Source organism: Roseococcus sp. (assembly GCF_965227005.1).
Classification (GTDB): Bacteria; Pseudomonadota; Alphaproteobacteria; order Acetobacterales; family Acetobacteraceae; genus Roseococcus.
This window is the reverse complement of the sequence record NZ_CBDDFJ010000006.1, coordinates 39,780-63,105: the sequence shown is the minus strand read 5'-3', so window position 1 is coordinate 63,105 and position 23,326 is coordinate 39,780. Positions and strand designations below refer to the sequence as shown.

Annotated in this window: 21 protein-coding genes and 2 pseudogenes; 18 read left to right on the top strand and 5 right to left on the bottom strand. The window is 70.7% G+C overall.

The window, feature by feature from the left end; translation table 11 throughout:
• Positions 1-292: 292 nt before the first annotated feature.
• Positions 293-631 (top strand): P-II family nitrogen regulator, encoded by a 339-nt coding sequence (locus tag ACO057_RS02255; protein ID WP_131546936.1) that lies wholly within the window; start codon positions 293-295, stop codon positions 629-631.
• A gap of 142 nt (positions 632-773) precedes the next feature.
• The gene (gene glnA, locus ACO057_RS02250; protein ID WP_421988723.1) at positions 774-2,198 is read left to right on the top strand and encodes a type I glutamate--ammonia ligase; all 1,425 of its coding nucleotides are present in this window, start codon (positions 774-776) and stop codon (positions 2,196-2,198) included.
• 80 nt (positions 2,199-2,278) lie between these two features.
• On the opposite strand, the gene ACO057_RS02245 is transcribed toward glnA, so the two are convergent.
• Both ACO057_RS02245 and hutU read right to left on the bottom strand, forming a co-directional pair.
• Positions 2,279-3,634 (bottom strand): FAD/NAD(P)-binding protein, encoded by a 1,356-nt coding sequence (locus tag ACO057_RS02245; RefSeq protein ID WP_421988722.1) that lies wholly within the window; start codon positions 3,632-3,634, stop codon positions 2,279-2,281.
• Between the two features lie 69 nt (positions 3,635-3,703).
• Positions 3,704-5,374, bottom strand: coding sequence for a urocanate hydratase (gene hutU / locus ACO057_RS02240; RefSeq protein ID WP_421988721.1), 1,671 nt, complete (start codon positions 5,372-5,374; stop codon positions 3,704-3,706).
• Between the two features lie 120 nt (positions 5,375-5,494).
• Here hutU and ACO057_RS02235 point away from each other — a divergent pair, with 120 nt between their 5' ends.
• The 4 genes and pseudogenes from ACO057_RS02235 to ACO057_RS02220 form a co-directional block, all read left to right on the top strand.
• A complete protein-coding gene (locus ACO057_RS02235) occupies positions 5,495-5,770 on the top strand; it encodes a DUF3297 family protein (RefSeq protein ID WP_421988720.1) in 276 nt (91 codons plus the stop codon).
• Positions 5,771-5,890: 120 nt separating this feature from the next.
• Positions 5,891-6,508 (top strand): glycine zipper domain-containing protein, encoded by a 618-nt coding sequence (locus ACO057_RS02230; protein ID WP_421988719.1) that lies wholly within the window; start codon positions 5,891-5,893, stop codon positions 6,506-6,508.
• 67 nt (positions 6,509-6,575) lie between these two features.
• On the top strand, positions 6,576-6,881 hold the full coding sequence (locus tag ACO057_RS02225; RefSeq protein WP_421988718.1) for a hypothetical protein: 306 nt from the start codon (positions 6,576-6,578) through the stop codon (positions 6,879-6,881).
• Positions 6,832-7,074 (top strand): annotated as a pseudogene (locus ACO057_RS02220) (WD40 repeat domain-containing protein); the annotation flags it as partial. The gene ACO057_RS02225 and the pseudogene ACO057_RS02220, both read left to right, overlap by 50 nt.
• A gap of 161 nt (positions 7,075-7,235) precedes the next feature.
• Here ACO057_RS02220 and ACO057_RS02215 read toward each other — a convergent pair.
• Positions 7,236-7,487 (bottom strand): hypothetical protein, encoded by a 252-nt coding sequence (locus ACO057_RS02215; protein ID WP_421988717.1) that lies wholly within the window; start codon positions 7,485-7,487, stop codon positions 7,236-7,238.
• Positions 7,488-7,498: 11 nt separating this feature from the next.
• On the opposite strand from ACO057_RS02215, the gene ACO057_RS02210 reads away from it, so the two are divergent.
• From ACO057_RS02210 to ACO057_RS02155, 12 genes and pseudogenes are all read left to right on the top strand, one after another.
• Positions 7,499-8,428 (top strand): hypothetical protein, encoded by a 930-nt coding sequence (locus ACO057_RS02210; RefSeq protein WP_421988716.1) that lies wholly within the window; start codon positions 7,499-7,501, stop codon positions 8,426-8,428.
• Positions 8,409-9,782: a caspase family protein gene (locus tag ACO057_RS02205; protein WP_421988715.1), complete on the top strand. Its 1,374-nt coding sequence runs from the start codon at positions 8,409-8,411 to the stop codon at positions 9,780-9,782. The genes ACO057_RS02210 and ACO057_RS02205 overlap by 20 nt, the downstream gene beginning before the upstream one ends.
• Before the next feature lie 73 nt (positions 9,783-9,855).
• Complete coding sequence (locus ACO057_RS02200; RefSeq protein ID WP_421988714.1) at positions 9,856-11,772, top strand: type VI secretion system Vgr family protein; 1,917 nt, start codon at positions 9,856-9,858, stop codon at positions 11,770-11,772.
• A gap of 1 nt (position 11,773) precedes the next feature.
• Positions 11,774-12,364, top strand: coding sequence for a DUF6931 family protein (locus ACO057_RS02195; protein WP_421988713.1), 591 nt, complete (start codon positions 11,774-11,776; stop codon positions 12,362-12,364).
• A complete protein-coding gene (locus ACO057_RS02190) occupies positions 12,364-12,651 on the top strand; it encodes a PAAR domain-containing protein (RefSeq protein ID WP_421988712.1) in 288 nt (95 codons plus the stop codon). The genes ACO057_RS02195 and ACO057_RS02190 overlap by 1 nt, the downstream gene beginning before the upstream one ends.
• A gap of 143 nt (positions 12,652-12,794) precedes the next feature.
• A complete protein-coding gene (tagH, locus tag ACO057_RS02185) occupies positions 12,795-14,489 on the top strand; it encodes a type VI secretion system-associated FHA domain protein TagH (protein ID WP_421988711.1) in 1,695 nt (564 codons plus the stop codon).
• 82 nt (positions 14,490-14,571) lie between these two features.
• Complete coding sequence (gene tssK, locus ACO057_RS02180; protein WP_421988710.1) at positions 14,572-15,909, top strand: type VI secretion system baseplate subunit TssK; 1,338 nt, start codon at positions 14,572-14,574, stop codon at positions 15,907-15,909.
• Positions 15,906-17,282: a type VI secretion system protein TssL, long form gene (tssL, locus tag ACO057_RS02175; RefSeq protein WP_421988709.1), complete on the top strand. Its 1,377-nt coding sequence runs from the start codon at positions 15,906-15,908 to the stop codon at positions 17,280-17,282. The genes tssK and tssL overlap by 4 nt, the downstream gene beginning before the upstream one ends.
• A 1-nt stretch (position 17,283) precedes the next feature.
• Entirely contained in the window at positions 17,284-18,891 is a 1,608-nt protein-coding gene (tssM, locus tag ACO057_RS02170) for a type VI secretion system membrane subunit TssM (RefSeq protein WP_421988708.1), read from the top strand.
• Between the two features lie 6 nt (positions 18,892-18,897).
• Positions 18,898-20,284: pseudogene (locus ACO057_RS02165) on the top strand (ImcF-related family protein).
• Between the two features lie 523 nt (positions 20,285-20,807).
• Positions 20,808-21,356 (top strand): type VI secretion system-associated protein TagF, encoded by a 549-nt coding sequence (tagF, locus tag ACO057_RS02160; protein ID WP_421988707.1) that lies wholly within the window; start codon positions 20,808-20,810, stop codon positions 21,354-21,356.
• Positions 21,353-22,060: a PP2C family protein-serine/threonine phosphatase gene (locus ACO057_RS02155; RefSeq protein ID WP_421988706.1), complete on the top strand. Its 708-nt coding sequence runs from the start codon at positions 21,353-21,355 to the stop codon at positions 22,058-22,060. Before tagF ends, ACO057_RS02155 begins: the two co-directional genes overlap by 4 nt.
• Positions 22,061-22,092: 32 nt before the next feature.
• Here the strand turns inward: ACO057_RS02155 and ACO057_RS02150 are convergent, their stop codons facing one another.
• Together ACO057_RS02150 and ACO057_RS02145 are read right to left on the bottom strand one after the other, a co-directional pair.
• Positions 22,093-22,455, bottom strand: coding sequence for an H-NS family nucleoid-associated regulatory protein (locus ACO057_RS02150; RefSeq protein WP_421988705.1), 363 nt, complete (start codon positions 22,453-22,455; stop codon positions 22,093-22,095).
• Between the two features lie 194 nt (positions 22,456-22,649).
• On the bottom strand, positions 22,650-23,129 hold the full coding sequence (locus ACO057_RS02145) for an Hcp family type VI secretion system effector (protein ID WP_421988704.1): 480 nt from the start codon (positions 23,127-23,129) through the stop codon (positions 22,650-22,652).
• Positions 23,130-23,326: the final 197 nt, after the last annotated feature.

The window sequence follows — 23,326 nt, the reverse complement described above, 5'->3', positions numbered from 1 at the left end:
GCACCTGCGTATGACGGCAAACATGGTTTCTACCATGGTCGGGCTCCCCCCGCCGCGCAATGGCCGCAAGGGGGCGATGCGACACGACCTGCCTCCAACGCGGGCAGCGTGCCCGTCTTTCGGGCGCTACCCCCAGGAAATCCCTGCCAATCGAGGTCATCGCCCGATTGCGCCTGTCGCATGGCACGTGCAAAACAGGGCGGCTCGACGGACGTTGGCGTGGAACAGCGCCGCGGTCATCGGGGAAACGTCGCGGGCCGCCCTTCCCCCGCGCCAGAATGTGACGGATGCGATGAAGAAGATCGAGGCCATCATCAAGCCCTTCAAGCTCGACGAGGTGAAGGACGCGCTGCACGAAATCGGCCTCCAGGGCCTGACCGTGCTCGAGGCCAAGGGCTTTGGCCGGCAGAAGGGCCACACGGAGCTGTATCGCGGCGCCGAATACGTCGTGGACTTCCTGCCCAAGGTGAAGATCGAGGTCATCTGCGCCGACGACATGCTCGAGCGCGCCGTGGAGGCCATCCAGGCCGCCGCGCGCACGGGCCGCATCGGCGACGGCAAGATTTTCGTCTCGGATATCTCCGAGGTGATTCGCATCCGCACCGGCGAGCGCGGCGAGGATGCGGTCTGAGACGATGACGGGGCGCTAAGCGCCCCGGGAGTTTCGCCGTGTTCCGGCCCTGGGGGCGTCCCTGGCCGGCGACATGGCGGCTGCGCGGCTGGCCGCGCGGAAGGTGCAACAGGGACGCAGGCAACAGGACAGAGACAGAGACATGGCGAATACGACGAGCGAAGCAGTCTCCAAGGTCATGGAAATGATCAAGGAAAACAGCGTCGAGTATGTGGACTTCCGGTTCACCGATCCGCGCGGCAAGTGGCAGCACACGGCTCAGCACGTTTCGACCATCGACGAGGACACCTTCGTCGACGGCATCATGTTCGACGGCTCCTCGATCGCCGGCTGGAAGGCGATCAACGAGTCCGACATGATCCTCATGCCGGACGCGACGACCGCGACCATGGATCCCTTCGCCGCCAAGCCGCAGCTGATCCTGATCTGCGACATCATCGAGCCCTCGACCGGCCAGTTCTATGCGCGTGACCCGCGCGCCACCGCCAAGCTCGCGGCCGCCTATGTCGGCGCCAGCGGCGTGGGCGACACGGTGCTCGTCGGCGCCGAGGCCGAGTTCTTCATCTTCGACAACGTGAAGTTCGGCACGGGCGGCAATTACGGCATCTACCAGCTCGACAGCATCGAGGGCCCCGGCGCGAGCCTGAAGGACTTCCCCGAGGGCAACATGGGCCACCGCCCGGGCCTGAAGGGCGGCTACTTCCCCGTCGCTCCCGTCGACGGCGACGTGGACCTGCGCGCCGAGATGCTCTCGACCATGATCGAGATGGGCCTGCCGGGCGAGAAGCACCATCACGAGGTGGCGCAGTCGCAGCACGAACTGGGCACCAAGTTCGGCACGCTCGTGACCATGGCCGACCAGATGCAGATCTATAAGTACTGCGTCCACAACGTCGCCCACAGCTACGGCAAGACCGCGACCTTCATGCCGAAGCCGATCTACGGCGACAACGGCTCGGGCATGCACACGCACCTGTCCATCTGGAAGGATGGCAAGCCGATGTTCGCCGGCAACGGCTATGCCGACCTGTCGGAGATGTGCCTCTACGCCATCGGCGGCATCATCAAGCACGCCAAGGCCTGCAACGCCTTCACCAACCCCTCGACCAACAGCTACAAGCGGCTGATCCCGGGCTTCGAGGCCCCCGTGCTGCTGGCCTATTCGGCCCGCAACCGTTCGGCCTCCTGCCGCATCCCCTACACGAACAGCCCGAAGGCCAAGCGCGTCGAGGTTCGCTTCCCCGATCCTTCCGCGAACCCCTACCTGGCCTATTCGGCGCTCGTCATGGCGGCGATGGACGGCATCAAGAACAAGATCCACCCGGGCGATCCGATGGACAAGGATCTGTACGACCTGCCCCCCGAGGAGCTGAAGGACATCCCGACGGTTTGCGGTTCGCTCCGCGAGGCCCTGGGCGCGCTCGAAGCCGATCACGAGTTCCTGCTCGCCGGCGGCGTGTTCTCGAAGGACCAGATCGAGAGCTACATCGAGCTGAAGTGGCAGGAAGTGTACCGCTTCGAGCACACCCCGCACCCGGTCGAGTTCGAGATGTACTACTCGGTCTGAGACGATCGGACGCCGGCCGCGCAAGCGGCCGGCCCTTTCGAAAGCCCGTCGCCAGCCCTGGCGACGGGCTTTTTCTTTGTTCAGGCCGTCGCCAGCTCCGCGGCGACGCGCTGCGCCTGCAGGCGCAGTTCCGGAACGGCGGTGGCTTCCCACAGCGCCGCGCGCGTCGCCGGGCCGACGACATAAAGCCCCCGCACCGGCCGCCCATCGGCCCCCAGCGCCCGCAGGCTGTCGGGATCCACGTCAAGCCCGAGCCCGAGCCCGTCGCCGCGCAGCAGGCCGCGATCGCGCAGGCCGCAGAGCGGCTGGGTGGCCAGCCAGTCCGGCCCCGTATCGGCGCCGGTGCAGAGGATGATCCGCGCCACCGCCAGCTCCTCCTCCCCGCCGCCCGGCCTTCGGATCACCGCCTCCACGCCGTCGGGCCCCGGCCGCCAGCGATCCAGCCGGCCGGCCTGCACGCGCAGCCGGCCCGCCGCCACGGCCTCGCCGAGCAGCCGGCCCACCTCGGGCGCGACGCGATGGCGATGCAGATTCCAGGGGGTGCGGGCGTGGCGCAGGAACCGGGCGCGCTCCGGCCCGGACATGCCGCGCCAGGCGCGCTGGATCTGCGGCCGGAAGCCGTCCAGCGCGGCCTGCCAGGGAAGGCCGCGCGCCAGGGCCTGGGCGGCGGCTCCACGCATCGCCTGCGCGATGTGGCGCGGCCCCGCGCCCTCCCGCAGTTCGGGAGCGGGAATCGGTGCGGCCATCGGCGTGGCATGCGGCAAGGGCAGCCAGCCCCGCCGCGAGACGGCATGGATGACGCCGTGATGGCCGCGCGCCTTCAACAGCGTCGTCGCCAGATCGGCCATGGTGAGACCCGTCCCCACGAGCAGCAGGTCGTCCTCGGGCGACAGCCCGTCGAGCGCGCCGGCCTCCCAGGGATTGCCGAAGATCCAGGGCGGCGCGTGGCGCTGGGAGGGCGGCGGATTGCCCAGGCACAGCGCCACGGCCGAGACCTCCACCGGGCTGCCGCCCTCGGCCATCCGAATCCCGTATCCGCCCTCGGCCAGCGGCAGCACGTCGCTCACCTCGCCAGCGAGCCGCGTGATGCCCGGCGTGGCCGCCAGATTCGCCTGGATATAGCGGCCGTAAAGCTTGCGCGGCGCGAAGGCCGTGGGCAGCGCTGCCGGGCAGAGCGGGCCGAGCGCCGCCTGGTCCTGCCGCATCAGCCATTCGAGGAAATGCCCGGGCTCCTCGGCAAAGGCGCTCATGCCCTGGGCCGGGACATTCAGCAGATGGAGCGGATCCTCGGTGCCATAGGCCAGACCGCGGCCTGGCTCCCCGTTGCGCTCGATGAGAAGGACATCACGGCCCGCCCGGGCGAGGTGGATGGCGAGGAGGGAGCCAGAAAAGCCGGCGCCGATCACGGCGACCGGACGAAGGAAACTACATCGCATGCGCCCGAGGATAAGCGATCGAGTCCGGCCCGTCCAAGCGCGACGCCCGCGGGAGCGGAGCGCCGCCGCTCAGCGCAGGATCGCGGGCAGCTCCAGCCCCTTCTCCCGCGCGCAGTCCAGCGCGATGTCGTAGCCCGCATCGGCATGGCGCATCACGCCCGTCGCCGGGTCGTTCCACAGCACGCGCGCCAGGCGCTCCGCCGCCTCGGGCGTGCCGTCGGCCACGATGACCATGCCGGCATGCTGGCTATAGCCCATGCCCACGCCGCCGCCATGATGCAGCGAGACCCAGGTCGCGCCGCTGGCCGTGTTCAGCAGCGCGTTGAGCAGCGGCCAGTCGGAGACGGCGTCGGAGCCGTCCCGCATCGCCTCCGTCTCGCGGTTCGGCGAGGCGACGCTGCCGCTGTCCAGGTGATCGCGCCCGATGACGACGGGGCCGATCTCGCCGCGCGCCACCATCTCGTTGAAGGCGAGGCCAATCCGGTCGCGATCGCCGAGGCCGACCCAGCAAATGCGCGCGGGCAGGCCCTGGAAGGCGATGCGCTCCTTCGCCATGTCGAGCCAGCGGTGGAGGTGCGTGTCGTGGGGCATCAGCTCGCGCACCTTGGCGTCGGTGCGATGGATGTCCTCGGGATTGCCGGAGAGCGCTGCCCAGCGGAAGGGACCGATGCCGCGGCAGAAGAGCGGGCGGATATAGGCCGGCACGAAGCCGGGGAAATCGAAGGCGTTGGCCAGCCCCTCGTCCTTCGCCATCTGGCGGATGTTGTTGCCGTAGTCGAGCACGGCCGAGCCCATCTTCTGGAAGTCCAGCATGGCCTGCACATGCGCCACCATGCTGCGCTTGGCCGCGGCGTAGACGGCGGCCGGATCGCTCTCGCGCTTGGCCATCCATTCGGCGAGCGTCCAGCCCGCCGGCAGATAGCCGTTGCCGGGATCGTGCGCGCTGGTCTGGTCGGTCACGATATCGGGCACCACGCCGCGGCGGACCAGTTCGGGAAACACCTCGGCGGCATTGCCGAGCAGGCCGACGCTGATGGCCTTCTTCTCCGCCGTCGCCCGGCGGATCATCTCCAGCGCGGTGTCGAGGTCGTCGGCGCGATGATCGAGGTAGCGCGTCTCCAGCCGCTTCTCGATGCTGCTGGGCTGGCATTCCACGGCCAGCACGCAGGCCCCGGCGAAGACGCCGGCCAGCGGCTGCGCCCCGCCCATGCCGCCCAGCCCGCCGGTGAGAATCCATCGTCCCGCCAGGGAGCCGCCGAAATGCTGGCGCCCCGCCTCCACGAAGGTCTCGTAGGTGCCCTGCACGATCCCCTGGCTGCCGATATAGATCCAGGATCCGGCCGTCATCTGGCCGTACATCATGAGCCCCTTGCGATCGAGCTCGTTGAAGTGCTGCCAGTTCGCCCAGGCCGGAACCAGGTTGGAATTGGCGATCAGCACGCGCGGCGCATGGCTGTGCGTGCGGAAGACTCCGACCGGCTTGCCCGACTGCACCAGCAGCGTCTGGTCGCCCTCCAGCTTCTTCAGCGCGGCGACGATCCGCTCGTAGCTGTCCCAGTCGCGCGCGGCGCGGCCGATGCCGCCATAGACCACCAGCTCGCCGGGCTTCTCCGCCACCTCGTCGTCGAGGTTGTTCATCAGCATCCGCATGGCCGCCTCGGTGGTCCATTGGCGGCAGGTGATCTCGAGCCCGCGGGGCGCACGGATGGCGGGAGCGTTGCGGAAGCGGTTCTCGGTCATGCGAAATCCCCTCGATGATGCGGCATCATGGCAGCCCCCCGCCCGCCGCCAAAGGCCAACAGCCGGCCGGGCTGCGAGGGACGAATTCCCAAGCACCCGGCTTCTGGGCTAGGAGGGGCCATGTCCGACGATACGCAGCCTGCCAGCCCCCCCGACCGCCTCGCCAGCGATCCGAAGAGCCCCTTCTATGATGCCGCCGCGCTGGAGCGCGGCGTGGGCATCATCTTCAAGGGCGTCGAGAAGACGAATGTCGACGAATATTGCGTCAGCGAGGGCTGGGTCCGCCTCGTCATGGGCAAGACCGTGGGTCGCAACGGCCTGCCGCTCACCATGAAGGTCCAGGGGACGGTCGTTCCCTATTTCCGTGACCTGCCGCGCCCCGACACGAAGGCCTGAGCGCCAACACACTCGGCCGACGCGGACCTTTGTCGCGTTTGTATCGCGACGCGAGGTTGTCCCTAGGCGTTTCGAATTGCGCGCATTAGCATGCAATTCTGTGCTTTAGGGATGAACATCATGGCCCGCCGTCCGCTGTATCGCGCGACCGCCCTCCTGACCGCGACCGTCATTCTGGCGGGTTGCGTGACAACCCAGGCCGGACGCATCGGCGCTGATGACGGGCGCGACGTCTGCCGCCAATACCTCGTCTCGCTCGACAGCACCGGCGACTACTACGGCGAGGATATCCTCCAGGGCGCCGCTGTCGGCGCGCTGGGCGGCGCGCTGGTGGGTGGCCTCGCGACCGGACGCTGGCAGGGCGCGCTGATCGGCGCGGCCATCGGTGGCGCGACCGGCGCGGCGGCCGGCTACTACTCGGCCCTGCAGCGCCAGGCGCATGACCAGCAGGCGATCTTCGCCCAGATGAGCAGCGACCTTTCGCGCGAGAACGCCCAGCTCGACCGCACCCAGGTCGCCTTCGACCAGCTGACCGATTGCCGCCTGCGCGTCGCCCAGTCGGTGCGCGACGCGGTGAAGTCGGGCCAGCTCAGCCGCGAGGTCGGCACCGCGCAGCTCGCCGAGATCCGCGCCCGCTTCCAGGGCGACATTCAGGTGGCCCAGCGCAATCAACACCAGCATCACCGGCCGCGGCGCGCAGTTCGACACAGCCTTCGACAGCGCCATTCCCGGCGGTAAGTCGGGACTGGAGGCGAGCTACCGTCGCCCCGCGCCGGCGCGCCTGGCCCCGCGCCGCGCCGTCGTCGTGAAGCTTCGTCCCGATGCGGGCAGCTCGCAGGTCGCGCAGATCAACGCGCGCGAAGTGGTGGCGACCCGGCCCGGCCCGCCCGGCTACGTCCAGGTCGAGACCGCCTCGGGCGTGCGGGGCTATGCCCCGGCCGACGCCTTCCCCGCCCAGCCGCGCGGCCGGCAGTCGGCCTCGGCCGAGGGCGGCACCGACGTGCGCTCGCTGGCGGCGACCAACCTCTCGCGCCGCGACAACTTCACCGAGAGCGTCGGCAATGCCGAGCGGCTGGCCGCGGCCGGCGGCGGCTTCGAACTCGCGGGCTGAGGCCCGCTTGCGCCAGCTCCTCGCGATCGTCCTCGCAGCGGGGCTCGTCCTCGCAGGAGCAGCGCGCGCCCAGGAACCGCCGCAGGCGCCGATCCTGCGGGTGGAGGCGGCGGCGCATACCGCGCCCGTCGCCCGTCTCGCCACCGACGCGACGGGGCGCATCCTCGCCTCGGTCTCCGACGACAAGACGCTGCGCCTCTGGTCCCTGCCGGACGGCACCCCGATCGGCGTGCTACGCCCGCCCATCGGGGACCGCCAAGAGGGCGAGCTCTACGCCGTCGCGCTGACGCCCGACGGCACGCGCGCCATCGCCGCCGGCTATACGGGCCGGTCGTGGGACGGCTCCTTCGTCATCTATGTCTTCGAGACGTCGAGCGGACGCCTGCTCGCCCGGCTGCCGAACCAGCCCGCGCCCATCTTCCATCTCGCCGTCTCGCCCGACGGCACGCGCATCGCGGCCGCGCTGGGCGGGCGCTCGGGCATCCGCGTCTGGGACGCGCGCAACGGCGTCCAGCTCGCCGAGGACAGCCAGGGCTGGATGGGCCCGGCCCGCATGGTGGCCTTCGACAGCGCCGGACGCCTCGCCGCCACCTCGGCCGACGGCAAGGTGCGCGTCTATGACGCGGCTGGGCGAAAAAATCGTCGAACGCACGCCGGTGGCGGGAGGACGGCCCTATGGGCTCGCCTGGTCGCCGGACGGCGCGCTGCTGGCCATCGGCTTCGAGGACCGGCTGCGCGTGGAAGTCCTGCAGGCCAACGACCTGCGCACCGTGCTGGTGCCGGACATGACCTGGCTCCAGGGCGAGGGCACGCCGGCCGTCACCTGGGCCTCGGACGCGCGCGGCGGCGTGCAACTCTATGCGGCCGGCTATGCCCGGCGCTCCGGCGGCGCGCCGGGCACGCCCAATTTCGTCATCCGGCGCTGGGGCGATTTCGGCCTCGGCCCCGCGCGCGACATCCCCGCCGCGCGCGACGCCATCTCGCATCTGCTGCCGCTGCCCCAGGGCGGCCTCGCCTTCGCCGCCGCCGATCCGGGCTGGGGGCGCATCGCGCCCGACGGCTCGCTCGTGCAGGCCCCGGCCCCGCCGGGCGGCGATTTCCGCAACACCTCCGAATGGCTGGCCGCGAGCCCGGACGGTCAGCGCGTGCGCTTCGTCCTGCGCCCCGGCACCCCGGCCTTGGTCTTCGACGGGCAGTCCGGCCAGCTCACGGCCGATGAGGGGCGCGACCTGATTCCCGCGCGCCAGCAATCCGCCCGCCTCGCCGTCACCGACTGGCAGAATCGCGACCGCCCCCGGCTGAACGGCCAGCCGCTGCGCCTGTCGGAGGGCGAGTTCAGCCGCAGCCTCGCCATCATGCCGCGCGAGGACAGCTTCCTCCTGGGCACGGACACGCATCTGCGCCTCTTCGACCGCACCGGCCGGCTGATCGACCAGCTGCCCATGCCCGGCACCGTTTGGGGCGTGGTGGCGGCGGACGGGATCGCGGTGGCCCGAACTTGGCGACGGCACCATCCGCTGGTTCGAGGTGACCGACCATCTGCGTGAGCGCGGCGCGCTCTTCGTCCATGCCGAATCCCGCCGCTGGGTGGCCTGGACGCCGGAAGGGCTCTTCGACCACTCGCCCCAGGGCGGGCAGGAGCTGGTGGGCGTGCATCTCAACAACGGCCGCGCCCAGACGCCCGAATGGGCGAGCTTCCAGCAGGCCTATCGCGCGCTCTACGCGCCGGCCGCCGTCCGCGCCCGGCTGCTCGGCGACACCGCCCTGGCCCAGACGCGCATGAACGAACTGGGCGAGGTGCGCGCGCGGATCGGCCGCCTGCCGACCCTGGCTGCCGGCCAGGCCTGCGCCGTGATCGACGAGACCTGCACCCCCGTAGCCTGGGCGGGCGGCGAGCTGCCGGCCGGGGCCAGCGCGCTGCGCCTCACCTTCAGCACCACCGATCGCGGCCTGGGCCTCGGGCCGCTCGACGTGATGGTGAACGACCGCATCGCCGTGCGCAGCGTGGCCGTCGCGGGCCAGAACTCGGTGGAGGTCCCGCTCGATCCCGGCCCCAACCGCGTCGCGGCCCGGCTCTATGCCGATGACCGCGCCCTCTTCGCCGAGGGCCCGACGATGGAGCTGCGCCGCCCCGGCGAGGCAGCCCCGCCCCCCGGTGCCGGGCGCCTCATCATCGTGGCGATCGGCGTAGACCAGTATCAGCTGCCCGAGCTCAACCTGCGCTTCGCGGTGGCCGATGCCCGCAGCGTGGTCGAGACGCTGCGCAGCCGCGCCCAGGGCGTGTTCCGCGAAGTGCTCACCACTGTGCTGACGAATCGCGAGGCGACGCGCTCCAATATCCTCGCGGCTCTGGCTTCCGCCGCGCAGGTCGCCCGGCCGGAGGACACCTTCGTCCTCTACCTCGCCGGGCACGGCGTGCGCTCCGAGCCCGATCGGCGATTCCTCTTCCTGCCGCATGAAACCACCAGCACCGCCAATTGGGACGCGCTGCGTCGCACCTCGCTGGACGAGGGCACGCTGGTCGCGTCCCTCGCGCGAATCCGGGCCAGGGACGGCTTCCTCTTCATCGACACCTGCCATGCCGGCCAGGTGACGATCGACAGCCTGGCCGCGCTGGGCAACGAGACCGGACGCTTCCTGCTGGCCGCCAGCACCTCCGTCCAGGAGGCGCTGGACAGCTATGACGACCGCAACGGCGTCTTCGCTTACGCCATCCGCGAGGCGATGAGCGGCCGCGCCGCGACGGACAGCGAAGGCCATGTCTCGGCGCTCGCGCTCGGCGAATGGGTCACCCGGCGCGTACCGGTCCTTGCCGCGGAGAAACAGCATCGTCAGGATGCGGTATTCCGGACGGCGCAGCGCGAGCTGCGCTCTTTCCCAATGGGGGTGGTCGCGCGATAGACATGACAATTATTCGATCCGTGTCATGCATCTCTGCGACTAAGGTTGCTTTGACTATTCGTGGGGAACCCCTTTGAGCGACGTCCTGACTCTGTCGCATTCGGAGCGACTGCTGGAGATCGCGTCGCCCCTCGGCGCCGACAAGCTGATTCTCCGGCGCCTTTCGGTGCAGGAGGCGATCGGCCGCCCCTTCGCGCTGACGGCCGAGGTCATCAGCCCGGAGATGGACATCCAGCCCGCCGAGCTGATCGGCAAGGCCGTCACCTGCACCATCCGGATCGAGCATGTGCCCGCCCGCCAGTTCCACGGCATCGTGCGCGGCTTCTCGCGGATCGGCGCCTTCGGCCGCGGGCTCGCGGCCTATCGGCTCGAGGTCGTGCCGAATTTCTGGCACCTCTCCCGCACCGCCGATTGCCGGATATTCCAGGAGAAGTCGGTCAAGGACATCGTCTCCGCCGTGCTGGGCGACGCCGGTGTCACGCCGGTCCGCTGGGGCGGCGGCGTGCCCACCGCGCCGCGCACCTATTGCGTCCAGTTCAACGAGTCCGACCTCGATTTCACCCAGCGCATGCTGGACGAGACGGGCTGCGGCTATTTCTTCGAGCACAAGGACAACCAGCACACGCTGGTCATCTGCGGCGCGAACAGCGACTACCCGCTGGTCGGCGGCCAGACGCAGGTGGTGCGCCCCCATGCCGACCAGGTCGGCGCGCTGGTCGACTGGCGGCCGGTCTCGGCGCTGCAACCGGGCAAGGTGGTGGGCGAGGACTTCGACGGGCTGAAGCCTGGCACCCTGCTGAAGAAGCAGACCGGCACCATTCTCGGCACGCCGAACGCCGCCAGCTACGAGATCTATCGCTGGCCCTCGGGCCAGACGGTTCGCCCGGAAGGCGACCTCGCCAAGCTCGGCATGGAGACCTACGAGACCGGCGCCGACCGCGTCTCGGCCACCGGCAACGACCCCACGCTCTTCGCCGGCGGCCGCGTGAAGGTTCAGCCCGGGATCGACGAGACGTCGGCGGTCACCTGGCTCATCGCCTCGATGCGGCACGAAGCCTTCGACGAGACGCATCTCTCGGGCGGCGGCGCCTCGGGCTACAGCAACAACATGGTGTTGACGGGCGCCGACCGCCCCTGGCGCCCCTCCGAGCCGCGCCCGCGCCCGCCCATGCTTGGGGTGCACAGCGCCATCGTCACCGGCCCTTCCGGCGAGGAGATCCATTGCGACGAGTACGGCCGCATCAAGGTCCATTTCCTCTGGGACCGCGCCGGCAAGACGGATGACACCTCCTCCTGCTGGGTGCGCGTGGCGCAGAGCTTCTCGGGCAAGTGGGGCGGTTCCTGGACCCTGCCGCGCGTGGGCGACGAGGTCCTGATCGCCTTCGAGAACGGCGACCCGGACCGGCCCATCGCCATCGGCAGCGTCTATAATTCCGAGCAGAAGCCGATCTACGCCTTGCCCGCCAACAAGACCCAGTCCGGCTTCAAGACGAAGTCGAGCAAGGGCGGGGGGGCTGCGAACTTCAACGAGCTGCGCTTCGAGGACAAGAAGGGCTCCGAGGAGATCAACATCCAGGCCGAGAAGGACATGACCCTTCTCATCAAGAACGACCGCACCGAGACGATCAAGCGCCATCGCACCGAGATCGTGGACGGCAAGCATACCGAGACGACGAAGCTCGACCGCACCGCCACCGTCACCCAGGGCAACGACAAGCTCACCATCGACATGGGCAATCTCGACCGGCTGGTGAAGATGGGGAACATCACCGAGAAGGCTTCGCTCGGAAGCATCAAGTACGAGGCGATGCAGTCGATCACGCTCACCTGCGGGCAGAGCAAGATCCACATGACGCCCATGAGCATCAGCATCGAATCGCTGAACATCGATGTGAAGGCGTCGCTGATGCTCAACACCACGGGCCTCATGGCCACGCATAAGGCCGATGCTATCCTGACGCTCAAAGGCGGCCTGGTGATGATCAACTGACATGAGCACGACCGCCCCGAACAAACTCGCCACCGCCCTCGCCCCGCTGATCGCGCGGCTGGAACTGGATGGCCCCGGCACTTCGCTCGTCGCGGACCTGCCCGACGCCGCCGCCGGAATCATACGTCTGGCCGAGGCCGGCCGCATGCCCGACGCGCTGCGCCTCGTCGCCCACGCCCTGCCCAAGCGCGAGGCGGTCTGGTGGGCCTGCATGTGCGCCCGCGCCGTGCCCGTCGCCGAATCCCCGGCCTGCGACGCCGAGGCCCTGGCCGCGGCCGAGACCTGGGTCCGCAAACCCGACGAGGCCGCGCGCCGCGCCACCATGGAGGTTGCGCAAAAGGGCGGCTTCCGCAGTCCCGAGGCCTGGGCGGCGGTGGCCGCCTTCTGGTCGGGCGGGAGCATGGCGCCGGAAGGCCAGCCCGTCGTCCCGCCCGCCGATCACCTGACGGGCGTGGCCGTCGCGGGCGCCATCATCCTGGCGGCGACGCGCGTCACGCCCGAGAAGGCCGAGGGGCGCTTCCTGCGCTTCCTCGAATCCGCGCGCGACATCGCCGGCGGCGGCGCAGGCCGCCTCGAGCCGGAGGCGATCTGATGGGCCTGCCCGCCGCGCGCATCGGCGACCTGCATGTCTGCCCGATGTTCACCGTGCTGGTGCCGCATGTCGGCGGGCCGATCGCGCTCGGCATGCCCACCGTCCTCACCTGCTCGATTCCGCAATCGAGGGTCGGCGACATGTGCGTTTGCGTGGGTCCGCCCGACGCGATCGCGATGGGCAGCTTCACCGTCCTGGTCGGCGGCATGCCGGCCGCGCGGATGGGCGACCTGACGGTCCATGGCGGCTCGATTGTCATCGGCGCGCCCACGGTCCTGATCGGATAGCGTCGCGGCGGCCCGTGCCCCGCCCCATCGTCGCGCTTGACGCAAATGTCTTGCGCGCCGCCTACTGCTTCGGCGCAAACCGAAGTAAAAATGCCTGAACCGCGCCCCTCCGGGCGCCGCCAAAGGGTGAGAAAGAAAGCCGCATGGTCCTGGTCCTGTCCGTTCTTCGTTGTCCGGAGCAGGCCACCCCTGAGCAGCGGCGCGTGCCCGGCGGCGAATATGTCATGGGCCGCGGCGCCGAATGCGACTGGCCCTTGCGCGACCCCGACCGCGTGCTCTCCAAACGACATTGCGCCGTCGAGTATCTGTCCGGCGCGTGGCAGGTGCGCGACCTCTCGACCAACGGCACCTTCCTCAACAGCAATGCCGATCCGGTGGGGCGCGACCAGGTGCGCGTCCTGCGCGACGGCGACCGGCTGCGCCTGGGCGCCTATGAGATCGAGTGCCGCGTCGAGGAGGAGGCCGGCTATGGCGAGGGCCGCTGGCAGTCCGCGGCCGCCGTGCCCGACCCCATGGCGCCGATGGCCGCGCCGATCTCCGACATCTTCTCGGCCCCCCTGCCCGGGCTTTCCTCCGGCGAGAGCGCGCCCTCCGGCCACTCGCCGCTCCTGCCTTCGGATTTCGATCCCTTCGCGGCCGACGACCACGGCCCCGTGATGCCGGACCATCGCCCGAGCACGAACGACGTCTTCACCCCGCCCCGCGCCACCATGCCGGACCTCCTGCCGACCAATTGGGACGCGCCGGTCGCCGCGCCGAAGCCGGCAGCGCCCGCGGGCGATCCTTTCGCGGATCTGCCGGACCCCTTCGCCGATGCGGCGCCAGGCGCGCGGCAGGCCGATCCCTTCGCCGCCGCGCCGGCCGCCGCGGCCCTGGAGACGCCCTTCGCCGAGGCCCCGGCCACGCGATCCGCCCCGCCCTTGGGCGATCCCTTTGCCGATCTCGGCGCGCCGACCCCGCCGCCGGCCGCCGAGCCCTTCGCCGATTTCGCGGCAACGCCCCCTTCGCCGTCCGTCAGGATCGCACCGCCCCCGGCCGATCCCTTCGCGGTCGCGCCGCCCGCGCCCGCGCCCCTGGGCGACCCCTTCGCGGACCTGGCCCCGGCGCCGCGCGCCGACACGCCCGATCCCTTCGCCGAGCCGCCGCGCCCCACGCCTGTTGCCGCCGCCCCCTTCCTCGAGGCGCCGGCGGTCGCGGTCCCGGTCGCACCCGCCCCCTCCGTGACCGTAGCGGTCAGCGTCACGCCCCCGGCTCCCGCCCCGGCCCCCGCTGGTGGCGATCTGAATGCCGCGCTCGGCATCCTGTTCCAGGCGGCTGGGCTGCCGCCCCCTCCCGCCGGGCTGGACCCCGCCGCCGCGCTGAATTCCGCCGGCGTCGTGCTGCGCGCTTCCGTCGCGGGCATGCGCGCCTTGCTCATCGCCCGCGCCGACGTGAAGCGTGAATTCCGCATCGAGCAGACCATGATCCGCGCCGCCGGCAACAACCCGGTGAAGTTCGCGGCCGATGACGACGCCGCGCTCCAGGCCCTGCTCACCACGCCGCGCGGAGGGCCGGCCGCCATCCGCGAGACGGTGCAGGACCTCACGGCCCATCAGCTCGCCACCCTCGCCGCCACGCAGGCCGCGGCCAAGGCGCTGCTCGCGCGCCTTTCGCCGACCCCGCTGGAAAGCGAGATCACGAGCGGCGGGCTGATGCCCGGCGGCCGCGAGAAGAAGCTCTGGGAGGCCTATAAGCGCCTGCACCTGCAGGTGACCGACCAGTTCGAGGATGACTTCGACAGCGCCTTCGGCAAGGCTTTCGCCCGCGCTTATGAGGAAGCCGCCCGCGGCGGCCGATGAACGACACCCCGATGCGTCGGGGTCGATAGTTTTCGAGGCCAGAAGTTTTAAGGCCCGCACTCGTTAAGGATCGGCTTGAGGCATGGCTTGGAACGATAAGGTTGTCTGGCAGGAGGGCATGTTCCTCCGCGCCCAGCACTATCAGCAGCAGGACCGGTACTTCGAGCACCTGCTCCAGGCGCGCAGTGCGCCCTTGCGGCCGCATCCCTGGGGGGTGACGGAGATCGCGCTCGACCGCGACCTGCTGGGCGCGGGGAAGTTCGCGCTGTCCAACATCGCCGGCGTGCTGGAGGACGGCACGCCCTTCGCCATCCCCGGCACCGCCGACCAGCCCGCCCCGCTCGACCTCCTGGAGGGCACGCGCAACCAGATCGTCTATCTGGCCCTGCCCGTCCGCCAGCCCGGCAGCCCCGAGGTCACCGCGACGGACGGGCCCGAGGGTGCCGCCGCGCGCTACGGCCTGCGCGCCTTCGAGGCCTATGATACCCATTCCGACGCGACCCTGCCGGCAGAGCTCGCCATCGGCCGCCCGCGGCTGCGCTACATGCTGGAAAGCGAGGAGCGCGCGGGCTTCACCTGCCTGGGCCTCGCCCGCATCGTCGAGGTCCAGGCCGATCGCCGCGTGATGATCGACGACCGCTTCATCGCGCCCTGCCTGCGCGTCTCGGCCGTGCCGCCGCTCTCCAACGTGCTGGGCGAGCTGGTGGGCATGCTCGGCCAGCGCGCCGAGGCGCTGGGCGCGCGGCTCTCGCAGCCCGGCGCGCGCGGCGTGGCCGAGGTCGCGGATTTTCTTCTCCTCCAGACGGTCAACCGATGCCTGCCGCTGCTCGCGCATTACGCCGATGCCGGCAACGTGCATCCCGAGACGCTCTACGGCACGCTGATCCAGATCGCGGGCGAGCTCGCGACCTTCACCGCCCCGGACAAGAAGGCCACGACCTATCCGGCCTATCGTCATGACGACCTGCAGCGCAGCTTCGCACCCGTCATCGCCGACCTCCGCCGCAGCCTCTCGGCCGTGCTGGAGACCAATGCCGTCGAGATCCCGCTGCAGGAGCGCAGCCACGGCGTGCGCGTGGGCCCCATCCTCGACCGCAATCTGCTGCGCGCGGGCCAGTTCGTGATGACAGTGATGTCCGATATCCCCGGCGAGACCATCCGCCGCCAATTCCCCAACCAGGTGAAGATCGGCGCCGTCGAGCATATCCGCGAGCTGGTGAACGTGGCCCTGCCCGGCATCATCGTGCGGCCCCTGCCGGTCGCGCCGCGGCAGATCCCCTTCCATGCGGGCGCCGTCTATTTCGAGCTCGATCGCGGCTCGCCGCACTGGCAGCAGATGCAGACCTCCGGCGGCTTCGCGATCCACGTCTCCGGTGACTTCCCGAACCTCCGTCTCAGCCTGTGGGCCATACGCGCATGAGCGACAATCCCTTCGGCGAACCCGAAGACAACGACCGCACCATCATCGGCCGGGGCGTCACGCCAAGGCCCGTGGCGAGCGCGCCCGCCGCGCCGCCGCCCCAGGGTGCGGCCCCCGCATCGGCCGCGCCACGGCTGGCGGGCGAGGCGGAGGCGCTGCCCAAGGTCGGCCCCGGGCCGCTGGCCGCCGCCGCCTCGCCGCTGCTGCAAATTCTCGCGCGGCTGGCCAATGCCGGCGTCGCGAGCCAGCCGCCCGTCGAGGAGCTGCGCGAACGCGCGCTGCGGGCGCTGCGCGCGTTCGAGGCCGATGCGCGCGATAGCGGCGCCACCGCCGAGGAGATCCGTGCCGCGCATTACGTGGTCTCGGCCGCGCTGGACGACGTGGTGCTTAGCACGCCCTGGGGCGCGCAATCCGGCTGGGCGCAGAAGTCCCTGGTCTCGACCTTCCATCAGGAGGTCCGCTCGGGCGAGCGCGTCTTCGACCTGCTGGCCGGCATGCAGAAGGATCCTGGCCGCTACAAGGGCGCGCTGGAGATCACCTATCTGGCCCTCTCGCTCGGCCTCCAGGGCAAGTACCGGCTGATGCCGCGCGGCGCGGCCGAGCTCGATCGCGTGCGCGAGGGGCTCTACCAGCTCCTCCAGCAGCTGCGCGGCAATTACGAGCGAGAACTCTCGCCGCATTGGCGCGGCGTGGACGCGCCCCATCGCGGGCAGAGCCGCAGCATCCCCGCCTGGGTCGCCTTCGCGCTCGCGATCGCCCTGCTGAGCGGCGGCTGGTACTATCTGTCCGACACCCTCGGCGCGAAGGCCGGCGGCCTCTACGAACGCATGGCCGCGCTGCCGCCGGGCGCGCTTCCGGGCATCGACCGCAGCGCCCCGCCCGTGCCACCGGCCCCTGCCCCGCCTCCGCCACCCTCCGCCACACCGCGCGCCGACGCCCTGCCTGGGCTGCGGCAGTTCCTCGCTCCCGAGATCCGCGACGGGCTCGTGACCGTCGAGGGCGACGCGCAGCGCATCCTGGTGCGCATCCGCAACCGCGGCATGTTCCCCTCGGGGTCGGCCACGCTCGATCCGCGCTTCCGCGACCTGATGCGCCGCATCGGCGAGGGCCTGACGACCGAGCCGGGCCGCGTGCTGATCCAGGGCCATTCCGACAACCAGCCCATCCGCACCGTGCGCTTCCCCTCCAATTTCGCGCTCTCTTTGGCGCGGGCGCAGGAGGCGGGGAACGCCATCATCGCGGCCAATGGCGAGCCGGCGCGCTTCACCATCGAGGGCAAGGCCGATGCCGAGCCGCTCGCGAGCAACGCCACGCCGCAGGGCCGCGAGGAAAACCGCCGTATCGAAGTGATCCTGTTGCGAGGGGGCCGCTGAGATGCGCAGCCTGTTCACCATTCCCGCGCTCGGCGCCCTCGTCGGCGTCCTTCTGCTCGACACGGTCATCTGGCTCTTCGCGCCGCTGTTGGGCGACCTCTTCGAGGCCATCTGGCTGCGCGCCATCCTGGTCGCGATCCCGGTCGTCATCTGGTTCCTCGTCTTCTTCCTGATCGGCCGCAAGCGCGAGAGCCGCGACGCCGGCCTCGTCGAGGCCGCCGCCGCGCCCGACCCGCAGGCCAAGAAGGATGAGGCCGCCGCCGAGGAGGAGGCCGAGCTTCGCGCCAAGCTCACCGACGCGCTCGCCAAGCTGAAGAGCGCGACCGGCGGCAAGGGCACCTATCTCTACGACCTGCCCTGGTATGCCATCATCGGCCCGCCAGGCTCGGGCAAGACGACCGCGCTGCTGAATTCCGGCCTCGAATTCCCGCTGGCCGAGGGCCGCGTGGCCGGCGTCGGCGGCACGCGCTTCTGCGACTGGTGGCTGACCGAACGCGCCGTGATGATCGACACGGCCGGCCGCTACACCACCCAGGACAGCGATGCCGGCGCCGACAAGGCGGGCTGGGAGCGCTTCCTCGACCTGCTGAAGAAGAACCGTCCGCGCCAGCCGCTGAACGGCGTGCTGGTGGCCTTCGGCATCGACATGCTCTCGCGCCTCGACGTGACGCAGCGCGAGGCCCATGCGCGCACGGTCCGCCGGCGCATCAAGGAACTGGAGACGCGGCTCGGCCAGCGCCTGCCGGTCTATTTCGTCGTCACCAAGTCGGACCTGCTGCCCGGCTTCCTCGAATTCTTCGACGATCTCGACAAGCCCGCGCGCGAGCAGGTCTGGGGCTTCACCTTCCCCATGGTCCACACGCCCGAGGGCGCGGTCACGCAGTTCGGCCAGGAATTCACGGCGCTGTCCGAGCGGCTGATGGTCCGCCTGATCGAGCGCCTGCAGACCGAGCGCGGGCCGCAGCAGCGCGCGCTGATCGCGGGCTTCCCCACGCAGCTTGCCTCGCTGGAGGGCGCGCTGAAGGACTTCGCCCAGGCGGCCTTCGGCGGCTCCAAGCTCGACCCCGCGCCCCTGCTGCGCGGCGTCTATTTCACCTCCGGCACGCAGGAGGGCACGCCGCTCGACCGTCTCGCGGGCGCGCTCTCGCGCTCCTTCGGACTCGATCCGAGCCGCCCGGCCGCGATCATGGGCCAGAAGGGCCGCGCCTATTTCCTCACGCGCCTGCTGAAGGACGTGGTGTTCAACGAGGCCCGGCTCGCGGCCAATGACCGCGGGCTGGAATCGCGCCGGCGCATCGTGTCGATCGGCTCCTGGGGCGGCGGCGGCGCTGCTGGTCCTGGGCGGCGCGCATCTGGGGCTGGAGCGCGATCAACACGGAAAGCGGGGCGCAGGCGAGCGTCTCGCGACCGCCGTGGGCGCCGCCGAGCAAACCGGTGCCGCCGCGCCGCTCGACCGCGTGCGCGGGCCCGACCTCGCGCCGGTCCTGGCCTATCTGGAGAGCAACAAGGCCCTGCCCGCCGCCGCGGCCGGCGAGGGGCCCGGCCTTCGGCCTCAGCCAAGGCGAGATGCTCGCAGCCGGTGCCGAGAGCGCCTATTCGCGCGCGCTGAAACCGCGTGCTGCTGCCGCGCCTTCTGGCCCGGCTCGAGCAGCAGGTCCGCGAGGGCATCCAGCGGCCCGACTATCTCTACGAGGCCGTGCGCGTCTATCTGATGCTCGGCAAGCAGGGTCCGATGGACCGCGCCCTCGTGAAGGAATGGTTCGCGCTCGACTGGCAGGGCCGCCTTCCCCGGCGCCGTGAACCAGCCGGGGCGCGACGCCCTGGCCGGTCATCTCGACGCGCTGCTGGCCGGCTCCATCGCGACCTATCCGCTCGACGGCGCGCTGGTGGACCAGGCGCGCCGCGTCTTCTCGCGCCTGCCCATGGCCCAGCGCGTCTACGCGCGGCTGCGCAACCTGGCCGACAACACGCCGGCCTGGACGCCCGCCCAGGCGCTGGGCGCGGCCGGCCAGCGCTACTTCGTCCGCCCGAGCGGCCGTCCCCTCACCGAGGGTGTGCCGGGCGTCTTCACCGTGGCGGGCCTCTCCGGCGCGGTGTGCTGCCGCGCCTGCCCCAGGCCGCGCTCGAAGCCGCCAGCGAGTCCTGGGTGCTCCGGCCCCGAGGTCGCGACGCAGGCGGGCGATCCGCGCCGGCTCGAGGCCGACGTGCTCGCCCTCTATGCGGCCGATTACGTGCGGGCCTGGGAGGCCCTGCTGCAGGATCTCGTCCTGCCGCCGGTCGTGGGGCTGAACGCCTCGGCCGAGGCGCTGAACCTGCTGGGCGCGCCCAATTCGCCCATGAAGGACCTGCTGCGCGGCATCGCGCGCAGCTCTCGCCGGGCACGGCGCCGGAAGTGCCGGGCGCGGCCGCTGCCGGGGCCGCCGGTGCCGCCGCCCAGGCCGCCGCGGGTGCCGCCACCGGGGGCCGCGAGCCGCGTGGCCGCGGCCGTGGGCGTGCAGCTCGGCAGCGGGGCCGCGCCGGTCGCCGAGGTGGTGGAACGCCACTTCCAGGCGCTGCGCGAGGCGTCGGGCCAGCCGCTCGATGGCGTGCTCGCCATCCTCAACGACCTCTATGTCCAGGTCGCGCGCCTGGCCAATTCGCCGCCCGGCACGGTGATGCCGCCGAGCGTGGGCCTCGATCCCGGCCAGCGGCTGCTCTCGGAGGCCCAGCGTCAGCCCGCGCCCCTGCGGGCCTGGATGACGGCGCTGGCCCAGGCCACGGGCCGCGCCGTGCGGGCGGCGCGCAGCAGGCCATCGCGGCGGCCGCGGGCGGTGGTGGTGGTGGTGGTGGTGGTGGTGGCGGGAGCCTCGTCGCGCTTTGCCGCGGCATCGAGACGCGCTTCCCCTTCCGTCGCCAGCCCAATGCGCCGGACATGCCGGTGGATGACTTTATCCGGCTCTTCGCCCCGGGCGGCACCTTCGACACCTTCTTCGCCCAATATCTGCGCCCCTATGTCGACGTGACGCAGCGCCCCTGGCGCCCGGTCGCGACCGACGGCCCTGCCGCCGCCCATCGCCGCGTCCGACGTGCTGCAATTCCAGCGCGCCCAGGCGATCCCGCGATGCCTTCTTCCCCGCGGGCGTGGCCAACGGCTTCCGCTTCCAGATCATCCCGGCCGGGCTCTCGGCGGGGACGAGCGCGGCGACGCTGGAGGCCCTCGGGCGCGAGGATCGCGCTGCCGGCGGGCGGCGGCGGGCGGGCCGATCGACCTGCAATTCCCCTCCCTGCAGCCGATCACTTTGACCTTCGATCCGGCCTCCAGCCGCGGCGATCTCGCCCTATGACGGTGGCTGGTCCACGCTGAAGCTCGCCTTCCTGCATCGCCTCGTCTCCGACGCCGCAGCCGGACCGCTTCCGCCTCAGCGTCGTCCAGGGCGATCGCACCGCGGAGTTCACGCTCCAGGCGGCGAGCAGCATCAACCCCTTCGGGCTGCGCGAAATGACCGACTTCCGCTGCCCGACTTTCGCGCCACCGCAGAACTGACGATGGAAGAGACCCGGACCGGATTGTTCGGCAAGCTCCCCGCGCATGGGGACTTCGTCCGCCGCGTGCTGCCCCGCAGCTTCGTCGCACCCTGGGACGCTTGGCTGAGCGAGGGCATCGCCATCGCCCGCGATCGGCTCGGCGAGGATTGGGAGGCGGTCTGGCAGGCCGCGCCGCCCTGGCGCTTTCGCCTGTCGCCCGGTGCCTGCGGGCCGGACGCGGCCTTCGGCGTCGTCGTTACCTCCGCCGACACGGTGGGGCGGTACTTCCCCCTCACTTTGGCCACGGTGCTGCCCATGGCCGGATTGCCGCCGCCGGAGGAATGGTACGAGGCGCTGGAGGCGGCCGCGCTGAACGCCCGCGACGGCGGCCTGGACGCCGACGCCCTGGCCGCCAGCCTGCCCGACCCGCCGCCCGACGAGGACATCGACGCGACCCTCGACGGCCGTAGCGTCTTCTGGTCGCCGGGCCAGCCCTCTCGCGCCATGCCGGCGCCGGCGGATTTCCTGCTCCTCCTGGAGCGGCACGTGCTGGAGCAGCCCGAGACATGAGCGCGACCATCGCCTCCAGCGCCGCCACCCATCCGGGCGCCGTGCGGACCCGCAACGAGGACAATCTGGTCGAGCGGCCCGACCTCGGGCTCTGGGCCGTCGCGGACGGGGCCGGCGGACACGGCTCGGGCGATGTCGCGAGCACCGCCATCGCCGAAGCACTCTCCGCCATCCCGCCGGGCCTTACCGCCGCCGAGATGCTGGCCCAGGTCCGCCTGCGGCTCTCGGCCGTGCACGCCGGGCTCCAGGCCAAGGCCGAGGAGCGCGGCACGGGCGGCATCATCGCCTCGACCGTGGTGGTGCTGCTGGTGCGCGGCGATTATTTCGCGGCGCTCTGGGCGGGCGACAGCCGCATCTATCTCCTGCGCGACGGCCATCTGCTGCGGCTCACGCGCGACCACAGCCTGGTGCAGGAGCTGGTGGATTCGGGGGAGATCCGGGCGGAGGACGCCGAATCCCATCCCCGAGCCAATGTCATCACCCGCGCGGTGGGCGCGGGCGGCGCGCTCGAACTGGACAAGGTCGCGGACCGCATGCAGCCGGGCGATCGCTACATGCTCTGCAGCGATGGCGTGTTCAAGGAATTGCCCGAGGCCCGGATCGCGACGCTGATCGCGCAGGGCGCCAAGGCGGGGGATCTCGTTCGCCTGGCCGTCGAGGCTGGCGGGCGCGACAATGTGAGCGTGGTGCTGATCGAAGCCTGAGGCGATGGAGGGGCGCGGCCCCTCCGATCAAATCAGATCAGGAATTCGTCGCGGCCGTGGCCCTCGGCCTCCGCCGTCGCCATCCAGGTCGGCATGCGGCCGCGGCCCGTCCATTCCTCGCCATTCGGCCCGCGATACTTGGCCGCGACCTTCTTGCCGGCATCGGAGCGCTGCAAGCGCGAGCCATCCCCGCCGGTCACGCCGACCAGTTCCTCGATGGACAGGCCCAGGCGCTCGGCCTTGAGACGGAATTCCTCCAGCAGCGCGGCGCGGCCGGCCGTCGCCATGTCGCTGCGGGCCTTCTCGATGGCATGGCTCAACAGGCCGAGTTCCTCCATCGACAGGCTCGGAAGGGCTGCCAGGAGAGTCGCGAGCTTGCCGTCAGAATCGGGCATCTGGAGATTTTCCGTCCAAGCAGAATGCAGCCGATGTCATCGCACGGCTCACCTTGGCGCTTATGGCGTGACAGGCGGATTTGCAAGATCGAAACCAGAAACGAAAAACGCGCCACGACCCTCTGCGGGTCGGGCGCGTCACAAAGAAAGCACTTGGCCGGACCGGGATGCAGGCCGCACCCCGGTTTCGCAAATCAGCTGAGGACGGACTTGCCGATGTCGTAGATGACGTGGCCCGTCGTCGTGGAAGCGAACTTGTCGTCGATCTTCAGGTACTCGCTGTCGACCTTCGCGAAGTTCAGGCTCAGGCTCTCCGAGGGGCGGTCGCCGCCCGAGGAGATGCTGTAGCCGGAGATCAGCGTGTCCGTCAGGATGTACTTCTGGAAGGCGACGTGCTTGCCGTTGTTGTCGGTCTGCGTCAGCTCGATCTTGACGACCACGGCCTTGCCGCCAATGGCTTCCTTGAAGATCAGCGGCGAGGCGATGTCCATCGTCTTGGTCAGCGTGATCTCGCTCACGGACGGGGCCGAGGCTTCACGCTTGGAGCCGCCGCCCACACCCATCGAGATGCCGCGGCCGACACCGAATTGGAAGCTCGAGATCTCGATCCAATCCTTGTGCGTGACCTGCGTCGTCTCGCCCTTGATGGTGCCGTAGTTCAGGAAAATGGCCATTTCTTCGTCACTCCGTTGCCGCGCGCTGAGCCGATCCGGGTGCCGCGGCGGCGACCTGGCCGGTTTGGTTGGGCGACGAGACCACCTCGTCGCCGGTCAGGTTGCGATCTACGCCGGACTATCCGGCGCCGATGCTGCAAGAACCCTGTAATCCACAAGCCCAACCTCCCGCGAACAAGCCATTACTGCAACGGCAT